18 protein-coding genes and 1 pseudogene are annotated in these 15,606 nt (G+C 55.7%); 15 read left to right on the top strand and 4 right to left on the bottom strand.

The window, feature by feature from the left end; translation table 11 throughout:
- Window positions 1–204: 204 nt before the first annotated feature.
- From AC6I3O_RS25250 to AC6I3O_RS25240, 3 genes are all read right to left on the bottom strand, one after another.
- Complete coding sequence (locus AC6I3O_RS25250; RefSeq protein WP_497853252.1) at window positions 205–1,149, bottom strand: ParB/RepB/Spo0J family partition protein; 945 nt, start codon at window positions 1,147–1,149, stop codon at window positions 205–207.
- Window positions 1,103–1,930 (bottom strand): ParA family protein, encoded by an 828-nt coding sequence (locus tag AC6I3O_RS25245; protein ID WP_016221056.1) that lies wholly within the window; start codon window positions 1,928–1,930, stop codon window positions 1,103–1,105. The genes AC6I3O_RS25250 and AC6I3O_RS25245 overlap by 47 nt, the downstream gene beginning before the upstream one ends.
- A 127-nt stretch (window positions 1,931–2,057) precedes the next feature.
- Window positions 2,058–2,237: a hypothetical protein gene (locus AC6I3O_RS25240; protein ID WP_016221055.1), complete on the bottom strand. Its 180-nt coding sequence runs from the start codon at window positions 2,235–2,237 to the stop codon at window positions 2,058–2,060.
- Between the two features lie 121 nt (window positions 2,238–2,358).
- Between AC6I3O_RS25240 and AC6I3O_RS25235 the strand changes: the two genes are divergently transcribed.
- The 15 genes and pseudogenes from AC6I3O_RS25235 (at window position 2,359) to AC6I3O_RS25165 (ending at window position 14,207) form a co-directional block, all read left to right on the top strand.
- Window positions 2,359–3,978: a recombinase family protein gene (locus tag AC6I3O_RS25235; RefSeq protein ID WP_497853601.1), complete on the top strand. Its 1,620-nt coding sequence runs from the start codon at window positions 2,359–2,361 to the stop codon at window positions 3,976–3,978.
- A gap of 94 nt (window positions 3,979–4,072) precedes the next feature.
- A pseudogene (locus AC6I3O_RS25230) lies at window positions 4,073–4,153 on the top strand (Maff2 family mobile element protein); the annotation flags it as partial.
- Window positions 4,154–4,165: 12 nt separating this feature from the next.
- Window positions 4,166–5,032: a VirB6/TrbL-like conjugal transfer protein, CD1112 family gene (locus tag AC6I3O_RS25225; protein WP_251320008.1), complete on the top strand. Its 867-nt coding sequence runs from the start codon at window positions 4,166–4,168 to the stop codon at window positions 5,030–5,032.
- A 53-nt stretch (window positions 5,033–5,085) separates the two neighbouring features.
- Window positions 5,086–5,874 (top strand): septation protein SpoVG family protein, encoded by a 789-nt coding sequence (locus tag AC6I3O_RS25220; protein WP_300819142.1) that lies wholly within the window; start codon window positions 5,086–5,088, stop codon window positions 5,872–5,874.
- A complete protein-coding gene (locus AC6I3O_RS25215; protein WP_300418155.1) occupies window positions 5,864–6,670 on the top strand; it encodes a DNA-methyltransferase in 807 nt (268 codons plus the stop codon). Before AC6I3O_RS25220 ends, AC6I3O_RS25215 begins: the two co-directional genes overlap by 11 nt.
- 2 nt (window positions 6,671–6,672) lie before the next feature.
- A complete protein-coding gene (locus tag AC6I3O_RS25210) occupies window positions 6,673–7,344 on the top strand; it encodes an MT-A70 family methyltransferase (protein ID WP_497853599.1) in 672 nt (223 codons plus the stop codon).
- A 2-nt stretch (window positions 7,345–7,346) separates the two neighbouring features.
- Window positions 7,347–7,727: a PrgI family protein gene (locus AC6I3O_RS25205; protein WP_300418147.1), complete on the top strand. Its 381-nt coding sequence runs from the start codon at window positions 7,347–7,349 to the stop codon at window positions 7,725–7,727.
- Window positions 7,696–10,038 (top strand): VirB4-like conjugal transfer ATPase, CD1110 family, encoded by a 2,343-nt coding sequence (locus AC6I3O_RS25200; RefSeq protein ID WP_497853251.1) that lies wholly within the window; start codon window positions 7,696–7,698, stop codon window positions 10,036–10,038. Before AC6I3O_RS25205 ends, AC6I3O_RS25200 begins: the two co-directional genes overlap by 32 nt.
- Window positions 10,019–11,716: a C40 family peptidase gene (locus tag AC6I3O_RS25195; protein WP_497853250.1), complete on the top strand. Its 1,698-nt coding sequence runs from the start codon at window positions 10,019–10,021 to the stop codon at window positions 11,714–11,716. The genes AC6I3O_RS25200 and AC6I3O_RS25195 overlap by 20 nt, the downstream gene beginning before the upstream one ends.
- 14 nt (window positions 11,717–11,730) lie before the next feature.
- A complete protein-coding gene (locus AC6I3O_RS25190) occupies window positions 11,731–11,988 on the top strand; it encodes a DUF4315 family protein (RefSeq protein WP_120480727.1) in 258 nt (85 codons plus the stop codon).
- Window positions 11,985–12,659: a CD1107 family mobile element protein gene (locus tag AC6I3O_RS25185; protein WP_497853249.1), complete on the top strand. Its 675-nt coding sequence runs from the start codon at window positions 11,985–11,987 to the stop codon at window positions 12,657–12,659. The genes AC6I3O_RS25190 and AC6I3O_RS25185 overlap by 4 nt, the downstream gene beginning before the upstream one ends.
- Window positions 12,656–12,829 carry a hypothetical protein gene (locus AC6I3O_RS25180; RefSeq protein ID WP_497853248.1) on the top strand — a complete coding sequence of 58 codons (174 nt, stop codon included), beginning with the start codon at window positions 12,656–12,658 and terminating at the stop codon, window positions 12,827–12,829. The genes AC6I3O_RS25185 and AC6I3O_RS25180 overlap by 4 nt, the downstream gene beginning before the upstream one ends.
- Before the next feature lies 1 nt (window position 12,830).
- Window positions 12,831–13,187 (top strand): cysteine-rich VLP domain-containing protein, encoded by a 357-nt coding sequence (locus AC6I3O_RS25175; RefSeq protein ID WP_497853597.1) that lies wholly within the window; start codon window positions 12,831–12,833, stop codon window positions 13,185–13,187.
- Window positions 13,188–13,311: 124 nt separating this feature from the next.
- A complete protein-coding gene (locus AC6I3O_RS25170) occupies window positions 13,312–13,854 on the top strand; it encodes a defense against restriction DarA-related protein (protein WP_497853247.1) in 543 nt (180 codons plus the stop codon).
- 2 nt (window positions 13,855–13,856) lie between these two features.
- A complete protein-coding gene (locus AC6I3O_RS25165) occupies window positions 13,857–14,207 on the top strand; it encodes a plasmid mobilization protein (RefSeq protein WP_044919930.1) in 351 nt (116 codons plus the stop codon).
- A 79-nt stretch (window positions 14,208–14,286) separates the two neighbouring features.
- Here the strand turns inward: AC6I3O_RS25165 and AC6I3O_RS25160 are convergent, their stop codons facing one another.
- Window positions 14,287–15,426 (bottom strand): hypothetical protein, encoded by a 1,140-nt coding sequence (locus tag AC6I3O_RS25160; protein WP_497853246.1) that lies wholly within the window; start codon window positions 15,424–15,426, stop codon window positions 14,287–14,289.
- Window positions 15,427–15,606: the final 180 nt, after the last annotated feature.

Below are 15,606 nucleotides of genomic sequence, written 5' to 3'. Positions count from 1 at the left end.
TTCGGCTGTCGTGGCAGTCGCCAAATGTCCGTGCAAGCACGTCCGCTTGGCTCGTTGCCTACGCATATTTCTTTTCTCGGATAGTTACTGGCAGTATCAAGGGGGAGAGGTGTGGAGAGGGGGAAGCCGAAAAAAATTTGCTGTCCCTCAAAGGGGCAGACTTCTCCCACGGCGTTCCATGCCAAAATCCCCATCTTGCCTGTTCTACCTCTCGTGAGCCTTGCTCCGCTGCAAGTGGCGGTTATAAAACTCCAACGCCTTTACGACAAAATCCGTTTCCTGCCCTCTGGGGATGGATTTTGGTATGAGCTTGGTTATCCGCTCGTCCTTAAAGGCGGGCTTCTCTTTCTGGTTCGGCTTTTCCTCCTGCATGATGCTCTGGATAACCCCGTCCGTGAGCTTTCCCTCCTGCATGAACTTTTTCATCTTGATAGCCTGTGCAAGAGAGGGCGTGGCATCATTGTAGCCCATCGCTTCTAAAAGCGTATATTGCTGTTCCTCGGACAGATAGGAGATTTCCACCGCAGGGCGGAAAGCAATCTGGCGTTCATCTACCATTTGCAGGATTTCGGGTACAAGCTCGGTCAGACGGATATAGCGACGTATCTGGTCTTTGCTTTCTCCAACCAGTTCGCCTAATTCTTTATCAGAACGCCCACTCTGTAACTTAGTCGCCACTGGCGACGAAGTTAAATCACTTCGCTGTCCCTGCCGTTTCATCGCTTCAAGCCGCATCTTATACGCAAAGGCTTTCTCACTCGGCAAGATAGTAGTCCTTTGGAGATTGCTCTCAACCATGACAATGATAGCTTCGTCACGGGTCAGCTCCTTAACCTCGCATTTGAGCATTTCAAGCCCTGCAAGCTCACAAGCCTTTTTCCTCCTGTGACCGCTGATTAGCTCATACCGCCCGCCCTCTTTCTGGCGGACAGTAGCAGGGGTCATTACGCCGCTCCGCTTTATGCTGTCCACAAGCTGCTCCATGTCCTCATTCATCAAGACCTTGAACGGGTGGTCTGGGAACTCGTCAATCTCCACAATCGGGATTTCCCTAATTTTGCTTAGATTCGCTTCCGCACGGCTCTCGTCCGTTTCAAAGAGGTCATCGTATGCGGTCAGCTCGATTTTGCTTCCTCTGTTTTTCGCCAAGCTCTGCCACCTCCTTTCCGAACTGCTCGTAAGCGGCGGCTACCTTGCCGCCTTTGTCGTAGGCAAAAATGCTCTTGCCCTCTGCGGTGGCTTCCACGGCACGGATGGAGTGGGGTATCTGGGTATCAAACACTTTAATCCTCTGCCCGTAGGCACTTTTAACCGTTGCCGTGATTTCCTTAGAGATGTTCGTGCGTGGCATTACCATCGTCATTAAGATACCGTCAATCCGCAGATGGGGATTGATTTGCCGTTTCACTTTAGACACGGAGCGAAGCAACAGCTCTAAGCCTTTGGCGGAAAGATAATGGGGCTGTGTCGGGATAACCACGCTGTTAGCAGCCGCAAGCGCATTGATTGTCAGCATCCCCAAGCTCGGCATACAATCAACGAGGACAGTATCGTAATTCTTTTTCACCTCATTGATGCAGGTTTTCAGCACGCTTTCACGGCTTATGGCGTTTATCAGTCTTACTTCCAGCCCAGACAGCTCAATGTTGGACGGGAGTAGGTCAACGCCCTCGTCATGGTGCAGGATGCTTCTGGAAACATCAACGGGTTTATCATCAATGATGTCCTGCATGATAGTCGAGAGCGTATCGGGCAAATCGTCTGGTCGGCTGTAACCGAGAGACATGGTTAAATTTGCCTGTGCATCGGCATCAATCAGCAAAACTTTTTTGCCCTGCTGTGCCAGAGCCACACCCAGATTGACCGCCGTGGTGGTCTTTCCAACGCCGCCTTTCTGGTTGGTTAAAGCGATTACTTTGCAATTTGACATAGGGTGCGTCCTCCTTTCGCATAGATTTAGCCACTTTGTCAAGGTGGCTATGTAAGAGTACCAGAGAACGCAAAAAAGCCGCTTACTCTTAAAAAATCAATAAGAATAAGCGGCTCTGTGATGTGCCTTAGACATATTCAATTTTCATTCTCTTGACGGGTGCGTTTACGACCTTAAATATCAGTTCGTCAACGCAGTCTGTATATCTGCCCTGCTGTATGAGCTGGTTTTTCAGTTCCACAAGGCTATGTAACAAAATGCTCCGTTCTTGGTTGTCCACATATAAATGATTTCTCTTTTCTCTCATAATCAACACCATCCTTTCATGGTTTGATTATATAGGAATACGGCTTTATGTTCAAAGGTGTAAAAAGAGTGTTATGTGTGGGTATTGATAAAAGGTGTAGTTACGCTTTTCTGCTGATTCTATACGGTTTTCTGCTCTCCACCAAAATGACAACTCCAGAGACGACGACCTTGACGGGACGAGTGCCAGCATCGAGAACCAGCGGGATATGCTGGAAAAGTTCTGCCAGAAGCAGGGATGGGAGGTTACGGCAGTCTATCAGGACGATGGCTTTACCGGCTTGAACATGGAACGCCCCGACCTGAAACGGATGTTGAAAGCCATTGAGCGGAAACAGGTAAACCTTGTCATTACAAAGGATTTATCGAGGTTAGGACGGAACTACTTGCAGACCGGGCAGCTTATCGAGGATTTCTTCCCAAGGAACGGCGTGCGCTATATCGCCATGAATGACGGCATCGACACCATGCGGGACAACAACGACATTGCGCCCTTTAAAAATATCCTGAACGAGATGTACAGCAAGGATATTTCCAAGAAAGTCCATTCTTCCTATGTGCTAAAGGCGCAGAAAGGGCAGTTCACCGGCTGTATCGCCCCATTTGGCTACAAGAAAGACCCGGAGGACAAGAATCACCTTCTCATTGACGGGGAAACCGCCCCCGCTGTCCGGCAGATTTTTGGGTGGGCATTGGAAGGGAGAGGCCCCAACTACATCCGGCGCAGGCTGGAGCAGCAAAAAATCCCCTGCCCCACATGGTGGAACCGGAAGCGGGGACACCGGAACATCCGCACCAAATGGGAAAAGAAAGACCCGGAAAACGGGCGGTACGTCTGGGACTTCTCCGTGATTAAGGAAATCCTGATGAACCCCGTCTACACCGGCGCAATCGCTTCCCAAAAGACCGAGTACCGCTTTAAAATCGGCACTATCCGGGATAAGAAGCCGGAGGACTGGATTGTGGTGGAGGGGACGCATGAGCCGCTGGTGGACAAAAAGGACTTTGCGATTGTGCAGGAAAAACTGAAATCCCGCCAGCGACCGGGCAAATCCGGGGAAATCAACCTCTTTGCAGGGCTGATAAAATGCGGGGAGTGCGGAAAGGCTCTCACCATCCGCACCACGCATGAGAAGTTCCCGAAGCGTATTTTCTCCTGCAAGACCTATAATGCCTATGGGAAGCAGCACTGCACACAGCACCGGGTTGAATTTGACACGCTCTATTCTCTTGTGCTGAACAAAATCCGGGAGTGCGCCGCCGCTGCCCTGACAGACAGTGAAGCAGTAGCCGGACGGCTGACCGATACCTGCCATGCCAGGCAGAAAGACCAGCGGGAAGCGATGGAGCGCACCCTTGCCAAAGACGAAGAACGGATTGAAATGCTGGAAAAAATGGTGCTTCGGCTCTATGAGGACATGGTAGCCGGACGAATCACAGAAGCAAACTTCAATCTCCTGCTGGAAAAGACACAGAAGGAACAGGCGGAATTAAAAGCCAAGGTTGAGGAAGGCCGGAAACGCCTTGCCGATGAAATCCGGCTTGCCGTGGACGCAAGGCAGTGGGTGGAATCCATACAGGAATACCGGGACATCAACGAGCTGGACGCTTCCACCTTAAACCGCCTGATTAAAGAAATCGTTGTCCATGAAACCATAGACAGCGACAAGACAAGACACATTTCTATCGAAATTCATTTTAGTCTCAAACCCATACCGGAAGTGGAGCAGGTCACAGGCTGACCGCTCCCCTGTTCCGGGGGATTCTTTAAAAACTCCATATATATTTCTTGACGTGCCGCCGCCCGCCAGAAAGCTGTATTGTTCCTACTAATTGGGGATAACACAGCTCATGGCCGGGGGCGGCATCATCGTCATCGGCACGACCCTCATCCCGCTGCTGTCGGGGCTGTTTTAAGGGCGGCGGCTTATGGACTTTCTCACCGACTGGCTCACGGACTGGCTGAAAGAGCTGCTGATTGGCGGCATCATGGGGAACCTTGAGGGGCTCTTTGATACCGTCAATGCCCAGGTCGGAGAGATTGCGGTGCAGGTAGGGACGACCCCGGCGGCATGGAACGCCGGGGTTTTCTCCCTTATCCGCCAGCTTTCCGAAACGGTGATTTTACCCATCGCCGGGCTGGTGCTGACCTTTGTTGCCACCTATGAGCTTATTCAGATGCTCCTTGAAAAAAACAATATGCACGAAGTGGACGTGGCGAACCTCTACAAATGGATGTTCAAGACCGCGTGCGCGGTGCTGATACTTTCCAACACGTTCAATATCGTGATGGCCGTCTTTGACGTGTCGCAGAGCGTGATTTCCCGCTCTGCCGGGCTGATACAGGGCTCCACGGCGGTTTCACCGGATATGCTGAACAACCTCCAGACCACGCTGGAGGGGATGGATTTGGGGCCGCTTTTAGGTCTGTGGCTCCAGTCCTCCGTCATCGGGCTCACCATGCAGGCGCTGGGCATCATCATTTTCGTGCTGGTGTACGGAAGAATGATAGAAATATATCTGCTGACCAGCCTTGCGCCCATCCCCGTGGCGACCCTCTCCAACCGGGAGGTGGGCGGCATGGGCCAGAACTACTTAAAATCCCTTTTTGCCGTGGGCTTTCAAGGGATGCTGATTTTAGTCTGTGTCGGCATCTATGCGGTGCTGGTGCAGGGCATCGCCGCCGGGGGCGACCCCATCGGCGCGATATGGGGAACCGTGGGCTATACGGTGCTCCTCTGCTTCATGCTGTTCAAGACCGGGACAATCGCCCGGAGCATCTTCGGGGCCCACTGATTTAGCGGCACTTCGGGACATTTTGTCCCAAAGTCCGGGAAAGGAGGCCGGATATGCCGAGACGGTACAAGCTGGGCCCGGAGGGTGAGGTGCGCCGGGCATGGGGCGGAAAGCTCCCGGAGGAATTTGACCAGCGGGATATGCTGGCGTTCATGGCTGAAACCGACCTGCTTTTGGGCGGGAACGTATCAGCGGAAACACTGTCCGCGATACACGCGGCAGGCTATGACTATACGGGCGGGGCGGTCATCCCCCGGCCCGGAAAGGAGGATTTATCTATGGCGAACACACAGACGGCGGTGCAGACCGCTGAAATGGCGGAGGCCGCCCAGGAGGAAATGCGCCGTCTGATTTTCGAGGCCCCCATCGCGGAGCTGGCCGAGCACCAGGGCATCACCATTGACGAGGCCGTGGCTCTGCGGGTGGAGCAGAACCTTGCCGCCGCCACTATCCCCATCGAGGTGACGGTGCGGCCCATTGAGCCCCAGAACAAACTGATAGGCTTTGCCAGCGTCAATTTCGGCGGTGTGGTGGTGGACGACTTCAAGGTGGTGAACGGGCAGAACGGCATATTTTTGGGTGCGCCCTCAAAGCCCGACCCCACCAGCAGATCCGGCTACCGGGCCACGGTGCGTATCAATGACCGGGCCACCCAGGAGCGGCTGAACGCGGCGGGGGTGGAGGCGTACCATTCGGCGGTTGAGAAACTTATCGCCCGGGCCGAGGCGGTGCGCCCCGCGCCCATCCGGGAGCAGATGGATAAGGCGGGAAAGGAGGCCGCGCAGAAAAATGCCGCCCGCTCCGCCCCGGCAAAGGGAAAGGAGGGACGGGATGGCAGATAGCTTGGCCTTGGGACAAAATGTCCCAAAGTCCCCGGAGGGCCCGGTGCTGGAACCCTCCGGGCTCTACCTCATGGACGGCATCGCGGGCCTGCGCTCCCTCCCGGAGCACTCGGTTGATATGCTTCTGACCGACCCGCCCTACGGCACGACCCGCAACTATTGGGATGTGCCTTTGCCCCTCCCGGAGCTGTGGGAGGCGGTGCGCTGGGCCGTCAAGCCCTCCGGGGCGGTGCTGTTCTTCGCACAGTGCCCCTATGACAAAATCCTCGGCGCGTCCAACCTCTCCATGCTCCGCTATGAGTGGGTGTGGTATAAGAGCCGCTGTACGGGATTTCTCAACGCCCGCCGCGCCCCGCTGAAAAAGACGGAGAATATTTTAGTGTTTTACCAAAAGCTCCCCCTCTACAATCCGCAGTTTGAGCAGGGCAAGCCCTATAAGAAAATCGCATCCCAGCGCGACCAGAGCCCCAACTATGGGAAGTTTGTCCGTTCCGGCAGCGGCTCGGAGGACGGGCGGCGGTTCCCGGGGAACCTGCTTTCATTCCAGACCGTGGCCCATACCGTCCATCCCACCCAAAAGCCCGTGGAGCTGTGCGAGTACCTTATCAAGACCTACACCAACCCCGGCGAGCTGGTGGCGGACATCTGCGCGGGCTCCGGCACGACTGCGGTGGCCGCTGTCAATACGGGCCGGGAGTTTATCTGCTTTGAGACGGCCCCGGCCTTTTACGGCCCGGCCACGGAGCGCATCACGCAGGCGCGGGCGGCTGTGGCCGCTGGCGGAAAGGGGGTGTGACTATCGGTAAATATAACGTGATATACGCCGACCCGCCGTGGCGGTACGCCCAAAAGGGCCTGCAAGGCGCGGCGGAGCGGCACTACCCCACAATGGGGATTGAGGAATTATGCGCGTTGCCCGTGGCGGATTTGGCGGCCCCGGACAGCGTTCTTTTTCTGTGGGCCACGTTCCCCCAGCTCCCGGAGGCCCTGCGGCTCATCAAGGCGTGGGGCTTCCAGTATAAGTCCGTGGGCTTTGTCTGGCTGAAAAAGAACAAGAAAGCGGATAGCTGGTTTTATGGGCTGGGCTTTTGGACGCGGGCCAATGCGGAGGTGTGCCTGCTGGCGACCCGTGGGCATCCCCGGCGCAAGGCCCCCAACGTCCACCAGTTCATCATCTCCCCTATCGAGGGCCACAGCAAAAAGCCGGACGAGGCCCGTGAAAAAATCGTGGCCCTTATGGGGGACGTGCCCCGGGTGGAGCTGTTCGCCCGCCAGACGGCCCCCGGCTGGGACGTGTGGGGGAACGAGGTGGAACCTACGGCGGGACTTCAAAATTTCGGGGCCCCCGCAAAGTCGGCAGACTTTGTGGGGAGAGGAGGCACAACGGAACGGGGCGAGCTTTGGGACCAAATGTCCCGAAGTGAGCAGAGTGAAGTTTGTGCCGACGAGTCCCAAAGGAAAGGAGGCTAAAAATGCCCTATGTGAACGTACCTAACGACCTATCGAAAATCAAGACCAAAATCGCTTTCAATCTGACAAAACGCCAGCTTGTGTGTTTCGGCGGCGCGGCCCTTGTGGGAGTCCCCTCCTACCTGCTGGCCCGGAGCGCGTGCGGGAACACGGCGGCGCTGTTTCTGATGCTGGGTATCATGCTCCCGGCGTTCCTGCTGGCGATGTATGAGAAAGACGGCCTGCCGCTGGAAAAGGTGGTAAAGAACATCATCCGGGCCAAGTACCTGCGGCCCGGCGTGAGGCCCTACAAGACCGGGAATATCTACGCGCCCTTTACCGGGCAGGACGGGGCGGGAAAGGAGGCAGTGAATGGAAAACCGAAAAAGCAGGCGAAAAAATAAGGCGGCGTTGTCCGCCCAGCAGTCCATCCCCTATGTGGCGATGCATCCGGACGGGGTTTGCCAGCTCCCCGGCGGGCTCTACACAAAGACCGTGGAATATGAGGACATCAATTATTCCGTGGCATCCACCGAGGATCAGTCCGCGATTTTCAGCGGGTGGAGCGCGTTCCTCAACTACTTTGACAGCGCGCTCCCCGTCCAGCTCTCCTTTATCAACCGCCGCTCCCACTCCACCAGCCGCTACCATGTGAACATCCCCGCCCAGGCGGACGATTTTGACAGCATCCGGGGCGAGTTCGTGGGGATGCTGAAACGCCAGATTGCCCGGAGCAACAACGGGATTGAACGCTCCAAATATATCACCTTTGGCGTGCCCGCCGAGGGGATTGCCGCCGCCCGCCCCCGGCTTGACCGGGTGGAGGCGGACGTGATGGGCAACCTCCACCGGCTGGGCGTGCCCTCGTCCCCTCTGGACGGGCGGGAGCGGCTGGCCCTCCTGCATGGGCAGATGCACCCCGGGCGGCGGGAGCCGTTCCGCTTTTCGTGGGCGGATATTTCCAGAACGGGCATGGGCACAAAGGACTTCATCACCCCCAGCGGCGGCTTTGACTTTAGGGGCTCCCGGTTCTTCCGGGTGGGCGGCTTTTGGGGCGCGGCGTCCTATCTTCAGATTTTGGCGTCCGAGCTTTCTGACCGCCTTTTGCGGGAAATTCTGGAGCTGGACGCGGAGCTCACCGTCACCATGCACATCCAGACCGTTGACCAGTTAAAGGCGATAAAGACCATCAAGGGGAAAATCTCGGACATTGACAAGATGAAAGTGGAGGAGCAGAAAAAAGCCGTCCGCGCCGGGTACGACATGGATATTCTTCCCCCCGACCTTATCACCTTTTCCAAGGACGCGGCGGAGCTTTTGGGGGATTTGCAGTCAAGAAATGAGCGGATGTTCCTCTTGACGTTCACCGTCATCAACCTCGCCCCCACCCGCCAGCGGCTGGAAAATGACGTGTTCACCGTCTCCGGCATCGCGCAGAAATACAACTGCGCCTTAAAGCGGCTGGACTGGCAGCAGGAGCAGGGCTTTATGTCCTCGCTGGCCCTCGGCTATAACGAGGTGCAGATACAGCGGGGCATGACCACCAGCTCCACCGCGATTTTCATTCCCTTTATGACGCGGGAGCTCCGCATGGGCGGGCAGGCCCTCTACTACGGCATGAACGCACTTTCCCACAATGTCATCATGGCTGACCGGAAAAAGCTGAAATCCGCCAATGGGATGTATCTCGGCTCCACGGGCTCCGGCAAGAGCTTTGCCGCCAAGCGGGAATTGATAAACGTCTTTCTTGCCACAAGTGACCGCATCGTTATCGTTGACCCGATGGGGGAATATTCCCCGCTGGTACGGCGGCTGGGCGGGCAGGTGATAGAGATTGCCCCGGACAGCCCCCACCATATCAACCCGATGGATATTCAGATGGGGCTTAATGACGAGGACAGCCCCCTTTCCATGAAAGCGGATTTTCTTCTTTCGCTGTGTGAGCTGGTGGTGGGCGGCAAGGACGGCCTGCAACCTATCGAAAAGACCGTGATTGACCGCTGCGTGCGGCTGGTGTACCGGGAGCTTGCGCTGGGGCTGGAGGGCGCGAAAATGCCTTTGCTCCAAGACTTGTACGAGGAGCTCTTGAAACAGCCGGAGCCGGAGGCAAAGCGCGTGGCAACGGCTCTTGAGCTCTACTGTACGGGCTCCCTCAATCTGTTCAACCACCCGACCAACGTGGACTTGAGCTCCCGGGTGGTGTGCATCGTGCTGAAAGGGCTGGGGGAGAACCTCCGCAAGATTGCGATGCACGTCACCAACGAGTTTGTCACCTCGGCGGTGCATACCAACTACCAGAACGGGGCGGCGACATGGTGCTACTTTGACGAGTTCCACATCCTCCTGCGCGACCCGCTGACCGCCAGCTACTTTGTGGCGGTGTGGAAGATGCTCCGCAAAAAGGGCTGTGTGCCCTCGGCCCTCACGCAGAACGTGAAAGACCTTTTGGCCAGCCGGGAAATCGAGAACATACTGGATAACACCGATTTTCTTGTTCTGCTCTCCCAGGCCCAGAGTGACCGGGCTATCATCGCAAAACAGCTCGGCATTTCCGAGCACCAGCTTTCCTATATCACCCACAGCAATTCCGGCGAGGGCCTGCTGTTCTATGGGAATGTGACCATCCCCTTTGTTGACCGTTTCCCCAAGGGTGAGATTTACAACCTGCTCACCACCCGCCCGGAGGACATAGCCAATGACCAGAGGAACGAATAACGCCGGGGACAAAGGCACTTCGGGACAAAATGTCCCAAAGTCCCCAAAGGGGCCCAAAACCAAAAAATCGAAATTCCGCATGGAAAGCGAACAAGAGAAAATCAGCAAGTCCAAGCTCCGCATGGAGACGCGGGAGGACAAGCTGAACCGGGCCCGGAAGAAGCTGGAGGGCAAAAAGCCCCCCAAAACCCGAGGCCCGGTGCGCCGGGTGCTGGGGGCCGCCGGGTGGAGCGCACACGGCTTTGTGCATGGCAAGGTCTACGAGGTGGAGCATGAAAACGTGGGAACCGAGGGGGCCCACCGCTCCGAGCTTGTGGGCGAGGCTGTCCTCCGGCATGGGACGCGGTACGCAAAAAAGCGCATCCGGGAGCACCCGGCCCGGGCCGTCCATAAGGCCGAGGCGCAGTACATCAAGGCCCGGGCGGACTACCAGTTCCGCATGGCCGCCCAGGAGAACCCGGAGCTTGCCAAAAATGCAGTTACCCGCTATTGGCACAAGCAGAAATTAAAAAAACAATACGCCAAACAAGCGCGGCAGGCGGCGAAACAGACCGCGAAACAAGGGGCCAAGGCCGCCGGGAAAACCGCCGCCGCCACGGAAAAGCTGGCGGAGCGGGCTGTGGCTTTCGTGAAACGGCATCCCGTGGGGGCGCTTATCGCGCTGGCCTGCGTGGTGCTCGTTTTATCCCTCCAGTCCTGCGCGTCCTCCCTTATCACTTTGGGGAACGCCGCCGCAGGCGCGGTTGGGGCCACCACCTACCCCGCCCAGGACGGGGATATGCTGGGGGCCGAGGCCGCCTACTGTTCACTGGAGGCGGAGCTCCAGCATTATCTGGATACCTACGAAAGTACCCACGACTATGACGAGTACCATTACGATTTAGACGCTATCGAACATGACCCCTATGTGCTGGTTTCCATTCTGAGCGCATGGCACGAGGGGGAATGGACGCTGGCGGATGTCCAGCCCACCTTGCAGATGCTCTTTGACCGCCAGTACACGCTGACCGAAAACGTGGTAAAGGAGCGGCGGTACTACATCGAAACGGATACATGGACGGACGAGGAGGGCAACACCCACACTGACAGCTACCGGGTATATTACGATTATTATATCTGCACTGTGACGCTGGATAACTTCAACCTTTCCCATCTTCCTATCTATATCATGGGGGAGGAAAAGGTTTCCCGGTATTCCCTCTACATGGCCACGCTGGGGAACCGCCCCGACCTCTTTCCCGGCTCGTCCTATGTGGGGAAATACACCAGCCCGCCGGAGGGCTACGAAGTGCCGGGGGAATATCTGGACGATGAAACATTCGCGGCGATGCTCTCCGAGGCCGAGAAATTTTTGGGCTATCCCTATGTATGGGGCGGGAGCTCCCCGGCCACGTCCTTTGACTGCTCCGGCTTTGTTTCGTGGGTAGTCAATCATTCCGGCTGGAACGTGGGGCGGCTGGGGGCCCAGGGGCTCTACAACATCTGCACCCGCACCAGCTCCCCCCGCCCCGGAGATTTGGTTTTTTTCAAGGGAACCTATGACACCCCGGGAGTCTCCCACTGTGGCATCTATGTGGGGGACGGGATGATGATACACTGTGGCGACCCTATCAGCTACGCCAACTTAAACAGCAGCTACTGGCAGGCCCACTTCTACGCCTACGGGCGTTTACCATGAAAAGGAGGTTTTCAATGGCGATTAGCAAGAGCGCAAAAATCATGGCCGAGATAGAAAAGGTCAAGGCCAAAATCAGCGACCAGCAGGCCCGGCTGAAAGAGCTGGAACAGAAACACAAGGAGGCCGAGAACGAGGAAATCGTGGACATCGTGCGGGGCATGAGCATTTCCCTTGAGGAGCTCCCGCTGGTGCTCCAGCGCATCAAGGCCGGGGACACTTTGGGACAAAATGTCCCGAAGTCCGCCGGGCCGGAAAAGGAGGACGCGGAATGAAACTGAAAAAATATCGTGTGTTGGCGGCGGCTCTGTGCGCCGCTTTTTTGCTGTGCGGCATCACCACCACGGCCTACGCCGGGGGCGGCGAGGAATGGGAGGACGGTACGGGCGGCCCGGAGTGGGAGGGGCTTGACCCTGTGGAGCCCCCGGCCACCCCGGAGCCGGAACCCGAGCCCAACCCGTTCACCCCGGACGGCCAGGGGACTATGGTGGATAACGCCACGGACAAAGACGGCAAGGAATTTTTCACCATCATGGCGGCGGATGAGTCCGTGTTCTATCTGGTGATTGACCGCCAGCGGGAGACGGAGAACGTGTACTTTCTGAACGCCGTCACCGTGGCCGACCTTATGGCCCTTGCGGAGCCCTCCCCGGAGGCCGTCCCCGAACCGCTCCCGGAGCCCGAGCCGGAAACCACCCCCGAGCCGGAGCCCGAGCCCGAACCGGAAAAATCCGGCGGGGCCGGGATGCTCCTGGCGGTGCTGGGCGTTCTGGCCCTCGGCGGCGGGGCCGGGTGGTACTTCAAGATATACCGCCCCAAACAGCAGCAGGCCGCCGGGCCCGGTGAGGACTTTGACGAGGCCGGGGAATACGGCGAGGACTATGGCGGCGAATATGACGACCTCCCCCCGTGGGATGAGGAAGAAGAAAAGGAGGGCGGAGAATGAATTTTACAGCGAACCCTTTGGAACGGGAAATGAAACGCCGCCCCCGGCCCCAGCCCCCGCGCCCGGAAAAGCCCCCCGAGGGCTCCCGGTGCTGTGGCTGTCCTTACTGGCGCGGCATCCCCTGCGGCTCCTGCTTTCAGAGCCTTTTGAAAAAACCGGGCGGGAGGTGATATTTTGCGCGAGCTGACCCGTGAGGAAAAGGCGGCTATCCGCTCCCTTGTCACAAAATGGTGCGCCAACTATGACCGGGAATATGGCTGTCTGCCCCTTGACTGCGAGTGCTATATGCTGGGGAAATGCTGGACGGGGGCTTACTGCCGCTACTTCCGGGAGGCGGTGCTCCCCTTAAATCCCGCATTGGAGGCCACGCTGACTGACGGCCCGGCCCCCGGCCTGCGGCCCTGCGCCGTCTGCGGGCGGCTCTTTGCGCCGGAGGGGAAAAGGGCGTTCTGTTCGGCGGCCTGCGCCGAAAATGCGCGGCGGAAACGCCAGCGCGACTATATGCGGAAAAGGCGGCTGGACTGTTAGCTTTTGCCGCTTGAAAACCCGCTTGTATCAAGGCTTTCCGGGCGCGGTTCATGGGGGCCCGGTATGTTTCTGTGTCCGGCCCCCGTTTCCCGGCCCAAAAGCTAACATCTGAGAGGAGGTAACTTTGGAAAAAGCGCAGGAATACAAGTATTATTCTACCCAGCGGCCCGTTGACATCGGCACGTTCCCCAATGGCAAGGAAAACCCGCCCATCCGGATCGAAAACTACGAGGGCCGGATTTGGGTGGAGCATGATACCCGGCTTGCATGGGGCGAGCTGGCCTATGCCCAGCCGCTCACGGAAAAGGAGCTCTATAATTACGAGCTCAAGCCATCCCGTGATAACCCGGATATGCGGCGGCTGATGGATACCCAGGCCCAGGTGGTGGGGAAATGGGAGGACGAGGGCCGCGTCCCTGATGGAAAGCGGCTGACATGGTTTTACCCGGATTTTGGGTGCTATGTGGTAAAAGAATTTGTTTCCCCGGAGCGGCTGGCCGAGTGTGCCCGTGGGGTGGAGCTCCAGCAGGAGGCCGCTGGCCGTAAACGGGCCCGGCAGGAAAAACCCCCGATTGCCGCACAACTGCGGGAGGCTGGGAAACTGGCCGGGGAACGGCAGGCCCCCGCCGCGCCCAAACGGAACACGCCCGACCGGGGCGACAGGTAGGCATGGCCGGAAAAAAGCGCCGCCGCCCCGTCCATCTTCATGTGATGGTGTCCGAGGAAGAGCAGGCGCTTATCCAGGAACGCATGGCCCAGGCGGGCATCCGCAACATGGGCGCGTATATGCGGAGGATGGCCCTCTGCGGCTATGTGCTCCAGATTGACCTTGCCCCCGTCCGGGAGCTGGTGTCCCTCCAGCGGCGGTGCTCAAACAATCTCAATCAAGTGGCTATCCATGCCAACACCTACGGGGGGATTTACCCCGAGGAAATATCGGCCCTGCAACGGGACTACTCCGCTTTGTGGGGGCCTTTGTCTGATTTGCTGAAACAGCTTTCCGCGCTGGTGGAGCTGTGACTTGCTGGGGAGCGGTGATGTGCCGCTCCCCGGCTTTTCGTACTTCGGGACATTTTGTCCCAAAGGCGGAGACTTTATATTACTCTTTGACAGTTGGTAATGGCAAGTCGAAAGCTAAATAATCTTTAATCAAGTTATATAAAAGAATTAGTTGAATTTCGAGTTTTGCTTTATAATCTGTATAGGACATATTAAATTGACTTTCTACAAGGCCACAAAGTGGAAGTGCAAGATTAACATTTTCTTCGTCAATGAGAGAATTTCCGTTTTTATCCGTTAGGCCAAAATGCATCATACAATTTCTAAAGTCCGTTTTCCTAAGATTATCTGCATTTGTAAAATCAATGCTATTGAACATATTAGTAAGTTTTGCGTCGTTTATAGCAGTCGGATTCTCGATGTAGTATTTCATTAAACCATCCAACCGCAACAAGGCATAGTGATATGTGATATATTCAAGTCTAACTAAAAGCCCTGTTTCATGGATAATTGCAGGTCTTAATGCGTACAAAATAAAACCGATACTTGAAAGAACGTGCAGTAAAAATAGTCTCACAATTTTATATTTTTCGTCCCCTACGTTGATACAGCGATTTGTATTAAAATCGTGATTAAAAAGGATAATGTTTTGAGGAGCAATATCAGAAACCACGAAATCACTTATACTACTAAGGGCAGAAGATATACTTCCAATTATTCTTCCCATATCATAGGCAAATGCCCTTACTTCTTCACCGTTAATATTGTGCCCACTCATCGTATCGTGAGGTTTGCTTATTGCTTTTTCATCTTGAAAAACGTAAAAAGCATAATGTGTGTTACTCACAATGTTTCCTTGCTTGTCATAACAAATACCGAGATTATCATGCACATTCCAAGAACCTAATTGTGGATAGCGCATAAGGCTAATAAAATAATTATTCTGCAATTCATCTATATTTTCCACACTTTGCAAAAGCTTGTTGACACTTAAATCAAAAAATTTTGCTTTTTGTCTTATTTGCTTTATTGAATAACGGCTGGTGGAAGTAATTTCTATTTGCTGACCTTTCTTGTTTAAGTAATCTATTACTTCATAACAGAATAATGCTGTATATGGTATTAGTTGCATTTGAAGTTCAGGTTTAAATAGAGTTGCAATTTTTTTCAACAAATCAAAATCCCGTTTTATTATTAGCAATTCTGCCATCTGAATAGTGGAATCAAGCTGTAGCTCCATCTACACTTCCTCCTTGTAATTTTTATTATATGATACTACTAAAACTTCATAAGTGCAATCAAATTCAAATATAGAAAACGCTTCGGGACATTTTGTCCCAAAGTCCCAACGAGAGGAGGTGCTACCACGGCCACGACCTACATCCGGCCCTACAAGCAGGCGGCGGGACTGAGTGCCGTC

This window comes from Sporofaciens sp. St.21A7 (assembly GCF_059728535.1).
Note: the sequence above shows the minus strand (reverse complement) of the source record. Positions and strands in the feature narration are given on the sequence as shown.